The 17,228-nt window shown below is 38.2% G+C and carries 12 protein-coding genes and 1 riboswitch; of the genes, 7 read left to right on the top strand and 5 right to left on the bottom strand.

Annotated features, from left to right (window positions below; translation table 11 throughout):
* The first annotated feature begins 55 nt into the window (after positions 1-55).
* Genes NC799_RS03400 through NC799_RS03390 form a run of 3 tightly spaced genes read left to right on the top strand, consistent with a single transcriptional unit; the run spans position 56 to position 2,660 of the window.
* Complete coding sequence (locus NC799_RS03400) at positions 56-844, top strand: ABC transporter ATP-binding protein (RefSeq protein ID WP_272444934.1); 789 nt, start codon at positions 56-58, stop codon at positions 842-844.
* Positions 828-1,583 (top strand): ABC transporter permease, encoded by a 756-nt coding sequence (locus NC799_RS03395; RefSeq protein ID WP_272444933.1) that lies wholly within the window; start codon positions 828-830, stop codon positions 1,581-1,583. Before NC799_RS03400 ends, NC799_RS03395 begins: the two co-directional genes overlap by 17 nt.
* A gap of 60 nt (positions 1,584-1,643) precedes the next feature.
* Positions 1,644-2,660, top strand: a complete 1,017-nt coding sequence (locus tag NC799_RS03390; protein ID WP_272444931.1) for an aliphatic sulfonate ABC transporter substrate-binding protein — start codon at positions 1,644-1,646, stop codon at positions 2,658-2,660.
* A gap of 158 nt (positions 2,661-2,818) precedes the next feature.
* Here NC799_RS03390 and NC799_RS03385 read toward each other — a convergent pair whose 3' ends face one another.
* A complete protein-coding gene (locus NC799_RS03385; protein ID WP_272444929.1) occupies positions 2,819-3,814 on the bottom strand; it encodes a hypothetical protein in 996 nt (331 codons plus the stop codon).
* A 19-nt stretch (positions 3,815-3,833) separates the two neighbouring features.
* Positions 3,834-3,916: riboswitch (cyclic di-GMP riboswitch) on the bottom strand.
* A 175-nt stretch (positions 3,917-4,091) separates the two neighbouring features.
* A complete protein-coding gene (locus NC799_RS03380; RefSeq protein ID WP_272444928.1) occupies positions 4,092-5,291 on the bottom strand; it encodes a C39 family peptidase in 1,200 nt (399 codons plus the stop codon).
* 488 nt (positions 5,292-5,779) lie between these two features.
* Between NC799_RS03380 and NC799_RS03375 the strand changes: the two genes are divergently transcribed.
* Positions 5,780-6,262, top strand: coding sequence for a competence protein ComK (locus NC799_RS03375; RefSeq protein WP_272444927.1), 483 nt, complete (start codon positions 5,780-5,782; stop codon positions 6,260-6,262).
* Between the two features lie 294 nt (positions 6,263-6,556).
* Here NC799_RS03375 and NC799_RS03370 read toward each other — a convergent pair whose 3' ends face one another.
* Entirely contained in the window at positions 6,557-7,684 is a 1,128-nt protein-coding gene (locus NC799_RS03370; protein WP_272444926.1) for an S-layer homology domain-containing protein, read from the bottom strand.
* A gap of 837 nt (positions 7,685-8,521) precedes the next feature.
* Between NC799_RS03370 and NC799_RS03365 the strand changes: the two genes are divergently transcribed.
* Positions 8,522-9,997 (top strand): DUF5050 domain-containing protein, encoded by a 1,476-nt coding sequence (locus NC799_RS03365; protein ID WP_272444925.1) that lies wholly within the window; start codon positions 8,522-8,524, stop codon positions 9,995-9,997.
* Positions 9,998-10,482: 485 nt separating this feature from the next.
* Positions 10,483-14,643 carry a bacterial Ig-like domain-containing protein gene (locus NC799_RS03360; RefSeq protein WP_272444924.1) on the top strand — a complete coding sequence of 1,387 codons (4,161 nt, stop codon included), beginning with the start codon at positions 10,483-10,485 and terminating at the stop codon, positions 14,641-14,643.
* A gap of 56 nt (positions 14,644-14,699) precedes the next feature.
* Here the strand turns inward: NC799_RS03360 and NC799_RS03355 are convergent, their stop codons facing one another.
* On the bottom strand, positions 14,700-15,896 hold the full coding sequence (locus NC799_RS03355) for a cupin domain-containing protein (RefSeq protein WP_272444923.1): 1,197 nt from the start codon (positions 15,894-15,896) through the stop codon (positions 14,700-14,702).
* 215 nt (positions 15,897-16,111) lie between these two features.
* On the opposite strand from NC799_RS03355, the gene sda reads away from it, so the two are divergent.
* Entirely contained in the window at positions 16,112-16,249 is a 138-nt protein-coding gene (gene sda, locus NC799_RS03350; protein WP_272444922.1) for a sporulation histidine kinase inhibitor Sda, read from the top strand.
* A 384-nt stretch (positions 16,250-16,633) separates the two neighbouring features.
* On the opposite strand, the gene NC799_RS03345 is transcribed toward sda, so the two are convergent.
* A complete protein-coding gene (locus NC799_RS03345; protein ID WP_272444921.1) occupies positions 16,634-16,972 on the bottom strand; it encodes a hypothetical protein in 339 nt (112 codons plus the stop codon).
* Positions 16,973-17,228: the final 256 nt, after the last annotated feature.

Genomic DNA, 17,228 nt, shown 5'->3' with positions numbered 1-17,228 from the left:
CAAATAGTTAATTCCGATTAAAATGATAAGAATTATGAGATTAGGTGAGAAGCAAATGTTTATTTCGATAAATCAATTGAATAAGCAATTTACAGATAAAAATGGAAATCCGTCTACTGTGCTTAAAGACATAAACTTAGCTATTGAAAAAGGCGAGTTTGTATCGATTTTAGGACCATCCGGTTGTGGAAAATCTACGTTGTTATCGATTGTAGCTGGCTTAACAGACGTGACTAGCGGTGAGATCATTGTTGATGGAACTAAAATAACGAAGCCTGGTAAGGACAGAGGTATGGTCTTCCAACAAGCAGCGCTTTTTCCTTGGATTAATGTACTTGAAAATGTCATGTTTCCATTAAAAAAGGAAATGTCTAAAAAAGAAGCTACAGACCAAGCAAAAAAGTACCTTAAGATGGTTCAGTTAAGTAATTATTTAGAGCATTATCCACATGAATTATCTGGTGGAATGCAGCAACGAGTTGCAATTGCTCGAGCATTGGCTATGGATCCAGATATTTTGCTTATGGATGAACCGTTTGGTGCCTTAGATGAACAAACACGTACAAGGTTACATGATCAGCTAGAAGATATATGGACGGAAACGAAAAAGACTGTCCTTTTTGTCACCCATAGTATCTCTGAATCTATCAAACTATCCGACCGCATTATCGTCATGGGCACTAGGCCAGGGACCGTCTTAACAGATATTAAAGTAGACATACCACGACCCAGGAGTGAACATAAGGATAAAATGATTGAAATTGAAGAGCACGTCATGGGGTATTTAAAAAAGGAAATTGACAAAGTTGTAAGCGAGGAATTAAATCATGAAACCAGTGTTTAAACGAATAATCTTTTTTGGTATTATCCTTAGCTTATGGGAACTTGGTGCAAGACTAGGTCTGTGGACAGAAATTATTTTGCCTGCACCTTCAAAAGTAATTGTTTCCTTATATTCCGGAATTGAAAATATGACGTTACTATATGATTTATTGGCAAGTTTTAGGCGCCTTGCAGTCGGGTTAGCAATAGCATTAATTCTTGGCACGAGTATAGGTGTTTTAATCGCTAAATCAAAAACAGCTGATGACACAATTGGCTCATCCTTACTTGCCTTTCAAAGCGTTCCTAGTATCGTTTGGCTGCCACTTGCAATGATGTGGTTTGGCTTAAATGATAAAGCGGTCATTTTCGTTGTTGTGCTAGGTGGAACATTTGTAATGGCTCTTAACGTTCGAACTGGTATAAAGAACGTCCCACCTTTGTATATCAGGGCAGCACAAACAATGGGGGCAAAAGGTCTGGACCTGTTTATTCGTGTGGTTTTTCCAGCTTCGATTCCTTATTTCGTAACAGGATCTAGACTTGCATGGGCATTTGCTTGGCGTGCCTTAATTGCTGGGGAACTACTTACTACAGGCCCCGGTTTGGGTTATACGCTTCGTTATGCATCAGATTTTGGTGACATGAGCATGGTGATAGGTGTCATGATAATAATTGGGGCAATTGGGGCAATTGTTGATCAACTTATTTTCCAGCGAATTGAAAAATCTGTTGCTAAACGCTGGGGATTAAGTAGTTAATTATAGTTTAAACAGACATTGTCTATCAAAGACATGTAATTTATTTAGGGGGAAAACAAAATGAAAAAAATCTTATTTACGTTGGCTATGATGCTAACTTTCGCATTATTACTTGTTGGCTGTGGATCTTCAGATGCTTCTTCTGGTTCATCGTCAGATTCTTCAGCAGAGGAAACAAAAGAAATTACAATCGGATACTTCCCGAATATTAACCACGTTCCGGCAATGGTCGCAAAATCAGAAGGATATTATGAAGATCGTTTAGGTGACAATATTAAGATTAAGTATCAAACATTCCCAGATGGTGCATCATTTATGGATGCATTAAAAACAGGGGAAATTGAAGCGGGATTAGTTGGACCCGGACCTGCTATGAACAACTATACAAATGGCGCAGATGTTAAGATTATCGCAGCTGGGTCAACTGGTGGTACAGTAGTTCTTGCAAGAGATGGTAGTGGTATTGAGACAGTAGAAGACATTGCAAGCAAAACATTCATTACACCACGTGTTGGTTGTACGCACGATGTACAATTTGAAACATATATGAAAGAGCTTGGTATCACCTCTAAACGTATTAATGGAACAATGATTCACCAAACAGGTAAACCAGCTACCTATCAAGCAATGTTTGAAACTGGAAAAGTTGATGTTGCTGTTGCACCTGAACCATGGGCTTCAGTTTTACAACAAAAAACTGGCGCAAAGGTCATTATTCCGGCTGATGAAGTGTCGTTTGGTAAAACACTACCAGCATCCGTTTTAGTAACTTCTGGTTCTTTAATTGAAGAAAACCCTGAATTAATTCAAAATATTGTTGATGCACACAAAGATGCTACAGACTTCATTAACGAAAATCCTGAAGAAGCAAAAGCCATTGCGATTAATGATATTAAAGAAATTACAAACCAAGAATTAAGTAAAGAAGTAATTGATGGCTCGTGGGAAAATATTGGATTCACATATGAAGTAGATGAAGAAGCTATTCAAGCATTTGGTGACTCTTCTTACGACTTAGAATTTTTAAAAGAAAAGCCTGACTTCGAAGACTTGATTGATACACAGTTTATTGACTAATTGCTTGACTTTGCGAGTTGCTCCCTTTAAAAAGGAGCAACTCTTTTTTGTTTGAGGACTAGTGCAAGTTGCGCCTTGCTAGACAGCTCTTTTTTTATACTTTTTTTCTTGTAAAAAAACAGCCAGGGCTTAACCAGGCTGTTTTCAGATTATGAATGTTATGGAGTAACTGAATCTGTTGATGTTGATGATTGTAAATTTATTTCATCTGTTGAAGACGAATTGGGTGTTGCTTCTGACTCTAATGTAGTATTTGCTGCTTCTGCTGTTGTATTCGAGTCAGAGGTTATATTTTCATCTACAACTGTTTCACTAGCTTCTACATCTGTTGGCACAACAACTTCAACCGCTTGTTGTTGTTCTTTTATTCTAGTAATTTCAGAAGTAATTGTAGTTTCTAATCCATCAATTCTAGCTTGTAATGCCTGAACGTATTCTGTATCTTCCATTGATTGACTGTACCTAGACAATTGCATTTGAATAGCATATAAATAATTTAATTGGCTACGAAGTTTACCAATAAAACTGTCAACCACGTCTTCATCATCTTCTGTAGCTTCAGCTTCGTCTTGTGTATCTTCTTCTGTTGCTACTTGATTTTCTGTTTCGTTGTCTATTAATTCTATCCCAGAAGTTGTTAAATCAGTAGTAGGTTCTTCTTCCTCTTGGTCTACTAAAGTCGTACCTTGTACACTTAGCTCTGTCTCTGTTAGCGTTTCATTAACAGCTGGATCCAATTCGATTTGTACATCCGCTTCCGTAGCAGTTAGTGTTGGTTCGATTGTCTCCACTGCTACACGAGCAAAATAGTCATCTGCAGCCTTTGTTACCTCAGTTACTTTAGCTTCCACTTTATCTAAATGTCTAGTAATTCTATCTTCTTTTAGTTTATTCTTAATCTTATCGACCTTTTTTGTTTTGTATGTTTTCTCTTTTTTAGCAGGCTTTCCTTTTTTAGCATTTTCCTTATCGGATTTGCCGGCCTTCATTGGTTTTGTTACCTTTTCTACTTTTTCCAGCTTAGGTACCTTTTCTACTTTTTCCGCTTTCTCTTTCTTTCCTGCATCGTCTGGCTTTGCGGCTAATACGGGCGTTGAAAACGCCAACATAACAGCCAGAAATGCGACAAATACTTTTAGCATTTTTCTTTTCATTACTATTCCTCCTTTTAGTAACGGCAGCAGGCTAGCCTAGGAAAACCCTTAGCCCCTATTGCTTTGTGACACCAAATTTCTTTGGCTGTACCCACTACTAGAATAGCAGAAAATTTTACCAAAAGGAACTAAATTCTAGTCAATTCGACACGTATAAACAAAAATAGTTCTCTAGCACTAGATCAAAACCTCATTTTGCCTTAATCCCTCTATTAAACGTTAACAGAGGAATTATTCTTCCATATGCGGGAGGTAATACGCCTCCCGCTTCATTCAACTACTCTTCGTTCATCTCTGCATAACTGTCCATCCGTTTTAAGATAGTGGCAAGTTCTCCTCGCTTTAAGTCTCGATTTGGATAGAACTGGGTGGCTGTACCTGTCATAATGTTAGCTGTTCGAACACGCTGAATCGCTGTACTTGCCCAAAAATCTTGAGCAATATCTTGGTATGGAATAAATAAAGCAACCTGAAGCTCCAATACTTTGTCAATAATTACAGCAAATTCTGCTCGACTCACGGGTTGATTGGGACGGAAGTTTCTATCTATACCTGGTGGCAAATAACCTGCCAAAGCCAATCGTTTGATTGAATTTTCTGCCCAGTGCCCTTTAATATCTTGGAAATTTACTGCTGTTTTCTTTTCAAGCTTTTCTTGTGGAAGATAGTTAACCAGTGTAGCTGCAAGCTGTCCTCGGGTTACGGCTTCATCTGGACCAAACAAATAATCTGATTTCCCCCTCATATATCCTTTCGCATAAACGTATGAAATAGCTGACTTTGCCCAATGGTCTCTCGTATCAAAAAAGTACTTCTGATCACTAGGGATAAAGCTAACTGCCTGACTCCCCATTTGTTCCCAGGCAGCTTCAAACGAATCACGGTTAACTTTTCGATTTGCCTTGTCATACAGTGGATCATTAACATACACATAGTCAGCGTTATATCCGGTAACAACAACACTATGCTCACTATAGGTGATTTTCACTTCACCGTTTTTTGTTTTCCACGTGGTAAAATTCCAATCAGGTAAAGGACCAAGCGAAACCGTTGTAATCACCCACACAGGACTGCCTAAATCAATCATTTCATAGATTTTTTCTACTGGTTCCATTGTCAGGTTTAGCATTCGGTCAGGCAGATATTGCTTGCCTAAGTCAAAGATTGGACCATTGTACACACCATATCCCGATTTGGAGAAAGTGTACATATTTCCAACAAACCCTTGATTAGGGTCACCACGAAACCCATCATCCCAAAAAGGTACTTTCTTAATTTTTTCAGCCAAAGTCATTTTACTTACATTTATTTCTGCGTATTGGAGCATCATCGCAAAACTTGTCACCTCACATCCTCTTGGAAGCTCAGGCTTTTGTTGGATATGTGGAACATTTTTAATTAACTTTGCTTGCACAATCTCCTGGTTAAACGCCAGAAAAAACATTAACGTAATTGGAATAATATTTATTGCTTTCATCAGATTCCCCATTTCCCTTTATAATGAATGAAATATCCAATCGTATGAAGATTTCCTTTTGTTTATTCCTACTTCAATTTACAAGCTTGATGTATGTATATGTGAACAGGTCAAACAAGCAGACTGACCAAACAGATGCCATAATAGAAGCAGAGACTACTAGAGATGAAGGACTACCGGAATGTACCGAACAACCACTGAGCTAAATATCCCATACCGTTATCGGAAGTTGCCAAAAGAATGAAAACTGTCATCGCCATAGTAATTGATGGTTGTTGTATTTTTATTTCAAGCTTAATTTTATCTAGAATTATAAAATTGTTAATTTATACCACTTTAATCTATTGACATTTTTTGCTAATGGAATATTATGTATATATGGTATGTACGACACCTTGGAATTTCACTTTGATTAACTCTGTTACTCCTTAGCACAAATATTTTAGCAAAGTCTTTTTTGTAACTAATCTATTAAGGGAGTATACATAATGATTAATCTATTAGAAACGTATGATGCAAATGAGCTTACGATTACCCTAATTCCTAGTTTTCATACCGATTATCAAACAATTGTCTGGGAACAAGACCAAACACTTTATGTTAAGCAAACCCCACTACAGATTATCAGATCGTCATGTCTTGCTTCTGGAGCTTCCTATGATGGACGAAGAGATGCAGTAATACACATAACAGGGTTAAAAAAGAAAGTCCCTATTCCAATTAATCTTGTCAAACGTATCTTTGCATTCCCTAGCCATTCCGGTAATCATCCGGATTGCCATTGGTTGTTCTTTAACCATATTGGCACAATTCGAGAGATTCCGCCTAATCTATCATCAAGTCATCATTCAGTTGTTATTTTTAAAAATGGACAACAATTACTGATGAAAGAAACTGTTCACGTTTTAAAAATGCAGTTGTATCGCACTAGTGAATGTATTAGGAATTTCAGCCCTACTGTTGTTAGATAAAAAGTAAATGACGAAAACAACAACTTAGATGCTAGATTAGGAAAAGCAGAGCATTATTAAAGTGACAGAATAATACCAGTAAAGTTAAGAAAAGCAAAGGGCGCCTTGTTAAGCCCCGACAGGCATAAGACAAGACCTGACGTGGCAGTCTTTGCCACAGAAGGGATTGACTTATGCCTGTTCGGGGCTAGGAAGCGGAGTGGACAGCTCTTGGATTTTTTAATACTTTCTTATCTTTTCAAAAAAATCAGGAATGCTAGGCATCCCTGATTTTTTTGAAATTTACTGTTATTGTTAAAGATTATTTATGTTTATCTCATCGATAACTGTTTGAATATCATAAATCAAGTTAAATTCAGTACTAGCAATTGCTGCCATATAATCCGCAACGAGTGCCTCTTCAACATCATAGAAATAGTCATTCGATAAGGCCTGGAATAACTCTTCCTCTGTTGTTGCAGCATTAACTGATGCTACTATCTCGTCAACTTCTGTAAAATCAATAATAAATTCAACTTGGTATACATTATCACCATAAGCAACTTCAGCTAGATACGTCCCATTTTCAAATGTTGATACATCAACAATACCTTCGACTAAACCGTCCACGATATTTATTTGTTCAGAGACTAATGGTGTAGCAATAACTTCACCATTTTGGTCATAACCAAAAACGGAAACAGTTGTTAGGTCACCCTCATTATAGTTTTCAAATAGATTAATGATTACGGCTTCTTTTGTTGTTTCATCGGCAATCGCAATTGGTTTTTCATATTCGATAAATCCGCCACTTTCAAACTGATACATAATCGCTTTATATAAGAAGGTTGCAAATTGCCCGCGAGTAACAATCTCTTTCGGCTTAAAATCATCTAGTTGGTTAGTGATCCCAGCCTGCGCTAATATCTTAACACTCGCTTTATGCGTCTCAGATACATTGGATACATTCACATCAATTTCTTCACCTGTATCTACTAGTTGAAAGGCATTGACAAGTGTTGAGGCCATTGCTTCTCTAGTCAATTGACTATTAATTTGAAAATTACCGTTTGCCCCTTTGAAAATTTTAGCCTCAGCTACCGCAGCAATTTCACTTGCATAAGTGTGAGTTGCCGATACATCCCCAAAGTAGTCTTCCACTACCGATTTTTCCGGGAGCGCAAGCCCTAATGCATTAGCAAACAATACAGCAGCATTGGCACGACTTAATGGATTATTTGGCTTAAAGGTATCGTCAGGATATCCTTTTATAATACCAGCTTCTGCTAACAATGTGATTGATTCGTAATGGGATTCCCCTTCTTTAACATCAGAAAAACTAGAATTACTACTATCTTCATTCGCAAAAACTGCTGGTGCAGTTGCAAGTGTCATGGCTACCGCAGTTATTGTTGCTAACGTTAGTGTCTTAAATTTGCCCATTTGGAAAATTCCCCTTTTAAATGTATTTTCTAATACAACAGTATTGTAAGGCTTCCCAATTAAAATAGATATACGAAATATTTCCCATTATTTAGTACGAAGTGGAGCACAATTGACTACCGTTTGACCGCCACGAGGGGTAGGTCGGGCGTTAATAGCGGTCTTTGACTACCGTTCGACCGCCACGAGGGGTAGGTCGGGCGTTAATAGCGGTCTTTGACTACCGTTTGACCGCTGCGAGGGGTAGGTCGGGCGTTAATAGCGGTCTTTGACTACCGTTTGACCGCCACGAGGGGTAGGTCGGGCGTTAATAGCGGTCTTTGACTACCGTTTGACCGTTAACAATGCTCAATCGGTAGTCAAAAAGTTATCCTGAATCTAAGATACCCTACAAAACCCAGGAACGCACTTGCCCACCCATGAAAATTGTAAGACAAGCCGCGGAATGGCGGTCTTTTCCATGTAAATTATTGTTTTAGACTCAGGTGGGCTAAGCGAGCCCCGCTCTAGACAGCTCTTGGAATTTTTCTTGTCTTTTTAAAGTTTTCTAAGTGCACGTCTTTCTGCGTAAGGGACGCATTTATAGCAAACTCTCACACGATTGCCTTGGTCATCCAAATACATTTGTGGTTGATATGCTTTCTTGTTACAAATAAAACACTTATTCCTATTTCCAAATATCCATTGAAACAAAAAACCACCCTTTCCAAACATGTCTTCTCCTTATCTTATATGATTTTTTTCACAGCTTCATTCAAAAACCAAAAACTACCATCCCTAGACATAATTATTCTATGGTACGCTTAACCTATTAGTTAAATTATGGAGGAAAAAAAGATGAATAGAAATCTAGTTTCTTTACTTTTTACAATTGGGATGATAGCTTTCCTTTCCTTATTGCCCAAGACAGTGAACGCCAATAGCTTTAATGACGTGGATCTATATGAAGCAGAAATTAACTTTCTAGCTACCAGTCAGGTGATTAAAGGGTATCCGGATGGTTCTTTTAAGCCAAATAACCCGGTTACCCGACTTCAAGCGGTTCAGATGATTTTAAATGAAATGGGTGTGGACATTACCAACACAACTAATCCTGGGTTTAGCGACATGAAGCCAGGAGATTACGGCTATGAAGAAGTTGCTAAGGCAGTAGAGTTAGGATTCATTAGAGGAAAACCAGATGGTAGCTTCGATCCGTTTACTCCACTAACTCGAGGACAAATGGCTGTCATTCTAGTAAATGCCTATCAACTTGACGGAGAGTATGGTGGAGAATTTGACGATATCCCAGCTGACGACCCAAAAAGGGAGTATGTTCAAAAGCTCGCAGCCAACAATATTACTAATGGGTATGGGAACAATACTTTTAAACTTTCAGCAAATATTAGTAGAGCCCATTTTGCAGTATTTATGGCAAAACTATTAGATGACTCTTTTAAGACACCTGTTGTTGGCAATTACCACGGAAACATTAGCAATGGTGCTAATTTTGCTGTTAAAGGTGACTGGACCTTCTATGGTGACGTTGGGATATGGAAATACAACAGAGACCAATCTGATATTATCCGACTTGCTGATGATCAATCGTCCAATGTTATCTTTCTAAACGTTGTTCGTAATCAACTCTATTATGTCAATGCCGCAGATAATTTCTCGATATATCGGATGAAAACAGATGGCTCTAATAAAGAAAGAATAGTTAAAGGCCAAGCATATGAACTTCAACTATATAACGACTGGTTATATTACTATAGTCGAGATGACCAGGCCATCTACAAAGCAAAAATGGATGGAACAGATACTCGCCTTCTCGTCGATGGAAATGGATCTGATTTAACATTTATCGTTGATGCAGGGAAAATTTATTTCTCTGACAAGAATGGCATTTATCAACTCGATTTAGATGGTAAAAATAAAAAGCAGCTAATTGATGGTGTCGACGCATTGTCGTTAATTCATGCAGACCAGTCAATCTTTTATCTGAATGAAAGTGACGGACGCACTATTTATCGAGTGAATGATGATGGAACCGGTAATGAACAAGTGATTGCCACTCCTGCCCAAAGCTATAACTATTTGAACGGGGTCATTTATTATGCGGACTATCAAGACGGTACGATGTTTAAATATTTTCTTAGTACCTCTAAAGAAACGCAGCTTTCTGATCAAAACTACAGAGTATTTCCAATGATCTTGGATAATTTAATCTATCACTTTGGATATAATGAAAGCGACGAAACCTACCAATGGTACACAATGGACTTGAACGGAGAATCATACCAACAGATTCCAATTACGATTGACTTTGAGTAAATAGAAAATGTGAATCATTGTAAAACCCGCCAAAAGCGGGTTTTTTTCTACGCTAAGATACAAATATAGTGGTCTAATTATCATTATCAAGTATTTATAAAGATTTAATACCAAATGTCCCACCTCTATCTGAAACCTTTGGCCTATATATGTTTAAAAGTCAGTAAAGTATACTCTAAAATTCAGAGATTCCATTGACAGCGCTTACATAATTAGATAATTTATAATCACAACGTTGTTATTTTGAAGTACTTCCACATTCAACCACTAACTTAACTCCATGAATCACATTCCGAATCGAAGCATACCCAAGATACTAGGCCTAGTAATCTTAATTATTTTATAGGAGGTGTTGGACTCGAGCTTACTAATACTTAAGCTGATTTAAGAATGCCATGTAGAGGATTGACTTACGACCCCGAGGGGCTAGGCACTGAAACTGGACGTGGCTGTAGCTAAAAAATTAAATAAGGAGCGATTATTGGATGAAAAAACGACGATCGAGCAGAAACATAGCAATTATTGCTATCTTTTTCATGCTGTTTGCCAACTTGAATCTAACAGTGTTTGCAACAACCTATAACAATAGTACAGATTGGAATTTTGCTTCATTTGGTTCTAATACAAGCGATAGCAAAAATCAATCCCCGACAAACAATGGTGATGGATCACTTACAATGCTTGCTGAGGGTGGAAAAATCGCAAGTAATGAAATAGGCGTGTCTTTGCAATATTTAACCTTGAATGCCGCTGATAATTTCACAATAAAGACAACGGCATATGCTGATTCTTACAGTCCCGATGGTCAGCGAGCTTTTGGTCTAATGATACTTGACAAAATTGGTGAAGATACTGGTGGTAAGAATCGTCATAACTATGTAGCGGTTGGTGGATTAGACGGGGACATGCGTGGATTTTACAGTAAAGACGGATACAATGGCGGCGGTCTAACTAAATTAGATGTTTTCCAAGACAATGTTGGACCTGCAACTGGAGAGTCTTATGATTTAGAAATTAGAAAATCAGGAGATACCTTTGTAGTCACCTCGAATGGTGAAAGTGAAACGTTTAAATTAGAAAATGCTCTCTCAGAACAAATCTATGTCGGTTTGTTTGTTGCCCGAAACGGCAAAATCACTTTCTCTAATACCGAGGTAAATGTCTCTGATGTGAAAACTTCTTCACTTGATGCTGATGCCTCTGACATGAAGACAGAGTATCTCGTAGGTGAAGAGCTTGAGTTAGATGGATTAAAAGTTACTGCTGTGAATGATGATAATACCGAAACTGAGGTTTCCGCACAAGACTTAATCGTCACTGGCTTTGACAGTAGTTCTCCGGGCACAAACACGATTACGATTAATTATAACGGTGCAGAAACAACCGTTAATTTAGAAATAATTGAACTTGCTTTGACAAATATGGAAGTGAAATATTATCCAGCTAAATCAGATTATTATTTAGGAGATCGTTTTGATTCACTAGGCTTGGTCGTTATAGGATCTTATAATGACGGATACTACACGGAAGTATTATCAAGTGACGACTATACGTTTGAAATCGGTGGAGTAGCAATTGACTCAGACTTTACGTTTGATGATTCCGGCGAGAAAATTGTTACTATTCGATCAACAGAAGCTGAAGGTGTTACAACCGAATTTAACGTGAATGTAAGTGATGCAACGTTAGAAACCTTGGAAGTAACTCAGCTCCCCGAAAAAATACAATATTATCTTGGTGATGAGTTAGACTTGGATGGAATTGTTGTTGAAGCTGAATATAGCGATGGGGCTTCTGTTCGGTTAACACGTGATGAATTTGCCGTCTCAGAGCTTGATACTTCTACAGTTGGTGATAAAGAAGTAACGGTGTATCACAAAAACAAAGAAGCAACATTCCCTGTCAACGTAAAGGAAAAGGAGCTTGTCGAGATTCGTGTTACCGACTATCCTCAAACAACATTTACCGTTGGTGATACTTTCAATTCTGATAGTCTAGAGGTATCTAAAGTATATGATAACGGTGACGAAGAAGTTTTGGCTTCAGATGATTATGGAGTTGACTCTTCCAACTTTGTTAGTGAAAATGCTGGCGTGTATACAATTACTGTTAACCCGAAAGACACAACGATTGAACCCACTTCTTATGATGTAACTGTTCGTGATGAAGCAAATGTCGAATGGAAAGAAATCCAATTTGGACAGTCAACTGGATCAGATACGAACTACATCGAAGAACTTGACAATGGTGGAATCAAGATTGTTGCAGAAGGTAATAGTTCAGGAAAAATTACTGGCGACCATGACGGTATTACCTTCTATTACACTGAAATCGATGCGGAAGATGATAATTTCACTCTATCTGCTGACATTAAAGTAAACGATTACGCAAAAGATCCACACGATGGTCAAGAATCATTTGGGATAATGGCCCGTGACGCCATTGGCGAAAATGACAATAGTAGTGTGTTTGCTTCTAACATTGCAGCTGTTGGTGGATTTAGCGGCGGTACACAAGAGGATAATGGTACACAATTATTCATCCGTACTGGGGTAGAATCTTCTGATGGTGCTGGTAGTAAAGGTGTTCAAAAGCAAATGCTACAAGTAGGAAAGCCTACAACAGAAAATACCTATCCAGCCCAAGATTACCGTTTAACATTATCTAAAACAAACAGTGGATTCACTGGCCAAATAAATGATGGCGAAGAAGCTATTTTCTTTGAGCCAGACATTCTAAACGTCCAAGATGACAAAATTTATGTAGGATTCTATACAGCACGTAAAGCAGACATTGAAGTGTACAATATAGACTTTGATGTTACTGCAGCAGCAACAGATGCACCAAAAGTGGATCCACCTGCTGAACCAGTGGCACCAACTCTTGATATCGTATCTCGTGATAAAGCATCTGAGGAAGACTATGAACTATTATTAAAATCTAATGTTGCCGGAACAGTAACCGTTAAGGCTGGTCAAGAAGTAATTGGTAGCAACTTGGAAGTTACACAAGGGGAACTGGTTGAAGTACCTGCTAAGCTTACTGAAAATACTGACACAAACTTCAGCATAACGTTCTTGCCAGATGATACACAATATTTAACTTCCTACGAAAAGATTGTAAAGAACTTTACTGTTTCTATGAAAACTTTCCGAGATGGGGCTGATATCTATGTTGCTCCAGATGGTACAAGTGATGGCGACGGAACTGCAGGCAACCCACTTGATTTAGACACTGCCATTGAATACGTGCAACCAGGTCAAAAAATTATTGTTGCAGGTGGTAACTATGTAAGAGATTCCAAACTAGAAATCTCTAAATACAATGACGGTACAGCTGATGCAAGAAAATATCTAGTAGCAGCTGAAGGCGCACGCCCTGTTATTGACTTCGACAAGCGCTCAGAAGGCGGCATACTCAGTGGTAACTACTGGCATGTAAAAGGTATTGATTTTGCTCGTTCTGCTGCCAATACAAAAGGATTTGTCGTCGGCGGAAGCAATAACATTGTTGAGGACAGCAGATTCTATGAAAACGGTGACACCGGACTACAGATTAGTAGAACAGATGCAAGTGCACCACGGGCTGAATGGCCATCAAACAACCTCATTTTAAACAGTGAGTCGTTTGATAATGCTGATCCTTCACAAAATAATGGTGATGGATTTGCAGCAAAATTAACAGTTGGTGATGGTAATATTTTCCGCGGAACCATTTCTCACAACAACATTGACGACGGTTATGACTTATATACTAAAGTTGGCTCAGGCGCCATTGGTGCTGTAATTATTGAGGACAGTATCGCTTATGGTAACGGCACACTAACAGATGGCACGGTTGGTGAAGGTGACAAGAACGGGTTTAAACTGGGTGGTGAAGGTGTTTACGTACCACACATTATCCGTAACAGTATCGCGTTTAACAACGGTGCAACTGGCTTCACTAGCAACAGTAATCCAGGTGTAATTGCAGAAAATATCGTCGCTTACAACAATGGTAAAAATATTGACTTTTCTACTTACGATGGAATTGAAGAAGCGTTTCAGTTAAGTGGTGTTATGTCCTATCAAAACGTTATCAACACACCAGATTCATATCCTGAATATGCTGAGTCAGATGATAACTACTTCTTCGATGGAGAAATATCTAAGAATGCTTCTGGTGATATTTTGACCGAAGAAAACTTTGTAAGTCTTAATCCGGAAATACCATATGAACGAGATAAGACGGTAGCTGGATTAGAAGCAAATATTATTTGGGGAGATTTCTTATCTTATATACCAAATGTTATGGCTGAAGTCGAATTCCGTCCAACTGTCTTAAAGCTTAACGAAAAGAAAAGTGAGAAAGCTAAAGAAAATAACAATGCTGCTCTAACTGCATATGTTCAGTTTGCCAATGACAGCATACTAGATGACATCGATTTTGATAGTATCTTGCTAAATGACGAAGTGGCTCCAGCTACGAAACAAAAGAATGATCCAATCGTGGATTTTGACGATGATGGTGTGAAAGAATACAAAGTAGTTTTTCCACGTCAACAACTACTGAATATTCTCGAACAAGGGGAACAAGAATTAGTGGTTACTGGTAAACTAACCAACGGACAAAAGTTTAGAGCTACAACTACTATAACTGTTAAATAATGTTTAAGAAGGGTGGTGCATTAACATGCACCACCCCTTTCATCGTCTATTTCACGTTATCTCGGAAACTCTTGATTATTTTCCGCAACATGCTTTAACATAACAAGTGGCTCTGTTTTACTATGATTAGTAATGACAATCCCTTGTTTTGCAGCAGTTTCACTTATGAAAAATTCATCTGCTGTTAGGTTGCCAAAACGAATCATTTGAGCTGCTTCACAGTCATGAGCTCCAAACTTACCATGCCCTTGAATAACGACAGCCCCATATGCGGTACTATCCTTTAACGTGACGGTTTGACCTGGTTCGATTGTTAGCTCTTTTGCACCAAAATATTCGTTGCCGTACGTAATCCATTTTTCATCATACAGACCTGATTCCGCCCGTACTTCTACCGGTGGTCGGAAATAGTGCTTTTTAAAATCTGGGTCAATATTCTTGTCCCAGTCCATTAATTCTAAAACAAAATCAATATCCTGCTGCTTTTCAGGTGGACAATTTTCTACTAAGAAATGGTAGTCGTAGTTGTCACCAGCAACGACATTTTCAAACACGGCATTCACATCACTATTTAACTGTGGCTCATACGTTAAATAGGAACCTGGTGCATGGACAACCCCTGCTGGGATGTACCAGCCTGTCCCAAGCTGGATGCGAAATGCTCGAGACAATTCTGTAATTCTTGTGTCTGTCGCTTCAAACTGTAATAAACGTTCCTTCACTTCCTCAATCGTGACACTAGGGTCAAATCCGAAATACGTTACTGGAAAATCACCCGGATGATTGTTTAACTGTCTAGGAAAGTAGTAAGCTTCCGGCTTGGCCATTTTCCCGACCAGTTCTGCGTGCTTTTGCATTGGGTGAAGGTGATGAAAAAGCGGCGTCTTATAATCAAAAAATTTCGCAAACATTGGCCACGTCCCATGCTTCCTATATAACTCATCACCAATGAGGTCTTTTCCTAATGATGAAACAGCCTCCCGAAAAGAAAAGCGCTCATTTTCACTCCCTGGGACTACGACATAGCTTAATCCCTCATCGTCTGGTGCGTCCTCCCCATTCATTGCTGGAACGACCGAGCAAAACCACCGTTCCTTAATGGCACCACGTTTTAGCCCAAACGGATAATAGTCATCTGGATGCAGTCGCAAACGATGACCCGGCTCCCCGAAACGTCTAGGGATAAAATTTGGTACTAGACGGAACACGCCTTCTCCTGCCTCAAATGCTTGATTGATTATTGTTGTCGACATATGCTTCGTCTCCTTTCGTATTGGATTGATTAAAATATTAAACGCTTTCATTAGTTTCATTGTCTATTATATCGTAGTTGAAAGCTTCACCGTTAAACGACCAATTTCAATCAACATAACTATACTTTTAAATAGTAAAAAAAGAAACATATATACTCTTAAGTATTGTTGTAGTACACTTTATGTAACACTCTATTTAAAAAAGGATGAACCTTGTGGGAGCTTTTGAGGACTTGAAAGATGAAATGTTGGTTGACTCTTATTTGAAGTCACTGGAAATGGAACTTGATACAGATTTTATTCTTATGCTCAAAAATGAACTTGATAAGAGAGGTATTATCATCATTCGCTAAGGACCAAACTGCACTTTATTGAAGTGTTATTAACCACCTCACAAATAATATTTCTCTCTCCGTTAGCTGTCTGTCCAGCGCAATTTCAAACTTTGATTTTAAGTAGTTAAAGGATTGGTGATTTTCCATAGTCTCTTCCCCCTTTACTTATATCATAATGGACTTGGGATGAGATGACAACTCTTTTGATAGCATTTTATTGTTTAAAAAATGCCCAAGGCGGGTAAATAGTAATCACCAACTGGTTGCCAGTCACCGGCAGATTTATTTTACCTTCGAAACAAGAAAAATCACTTGTAAAACTAAAAGCCACCCTTCGCCGTAAAAAGGGTGGCACATATCTAAAAGATTGCATAAAAATCTTGCCTGAACAACATGTTCTTTCTAAGATTTGTTATTAACCTGTGCAAATACTTTTTTAAATTTAGCTTCGATTTTGGGGTATTCTTCGTCGGTGATTGGTACAACTTCAACAAGTGAACCATTTTCGACAATTCCTTCAACCAGTGAATATAACTTCTCTGGCCTATCCTCTCGTTCTAGTGCGATAAATTGACGGTAGTCATAAACTAAGTTACAGACCACAGTGTACGTTCCCTGCTCACCTTTTTTAGAGTTACCTAACTTAATGTTCGCTGGTTCTTTAAAAATGGGTCTATCTAATCCAAACTTTTTCCGTTTATAGTCGTTGAAACTAATAACATTATTACTTTCAGACATCATCTAAACGCACCCCGCTTTCGGATTAGTATTTAGTTTAAGCTCACTAATTAAAGCTATATGATTCTAATATCAAATTATGCAAAAAACTGAAAATAAATGTAACCGGCCTTAGATACCCATCCACCTCCTTCAATCTATTTAAACAATATCCCTTTCTATTATCATACCCATCTCTTGTAGGAAATCAACATAGAAAGTAATATTTCCCTTAAAATTATCTTATTATTCGGTCAAAACATTCGTGAATGAACTATTA

This window comes from Aquibacillus salsiterrae, assembly GCF_028416595.1.
GTDB lineage: Bacteria > Bacillota > Bacilli > Bacillales > Amphibacillaceae > Aquibacillus_A > Aquibacillus_A salsiterrae.
The sequence above is the reverse complement of the archived record's forward strand: the minus strand, read 5'-3'. Positions and strand labels throughout refer to the sequence as shown.

Coding starts and splice junctions, on each gene's coding strand:
- NC799_RS03395 (WP_272444933.1), top strand. CDS start 828: ATGAAACCAGTGTTTAAACGAATAATCTTTTTTGGTATTATCCTTAGC.
- NC799_RS03365 (WP_272444925.1), top strand. CDS start 8,522: ATGAATAGAAATCTAGTTTCTTTACTTTTTACAATTGGGATGATAGCT.
- NC799_RS03360 (WP_272444924.1), top strand. CDS start 10,483: ATGAAAAAACGACGATCGAGCAGAAACATAGCAATTATTGCTATCTTT.
- NC799_RS03345 (WP_272444921.1), bottom strand. CDS start 16,972: ATGATGTCTGAAAGTAATAATGTTATTAGTTTCAACGACTATAAACGG.
- NC799_RS03380 (WP_272444928.1), bottom strand. CDS start 5,291: ATGAAAGCAATAAATATTATTCCAATTACGTTAATGTTTTTTCTGGCG.
- NC799_RS03355 (WP_272444923.1), bottom strand. CDS start 15,896: ATGTCGACAACAATAATCAATCAAGCATTTGAGGCAGGAGAAGGCGTG.
- NC799_RS03400 (WP_272444934.1), top strand. CDS start 56: ATGTTTATTTCGATAAATCAATTGAATAAGCAATTTACAGATAAAAAT.
- NC799_RS03370 (WP_272444926.1), bottom strand. CDS start 7,684: ATGGGCAAATTTAAGACACTAACGTTAGCAACAATAACTGCGGTAGCC.
- NC799_RS03390 (WP_272444931.1), top strand. CDS start 1,644: ATGAAAAAAATCTTATTTACGTTGGCTATGATGCTAACTTTCGCATTA.
- NC799_RS03385 (WP_272444929.1), bottom strand. CDS start 3,814: ATGAAAAGAAAAATGCTAAAAGTATTTGTCGCATTTCTGGCTGTTATG.
- NC799_RS03375 (WP_272444927.1), top strand. CDS start 5,780: ATGATTAATCTATTAGAAACGTATGATGCAAATGAGCTTACGATTACC.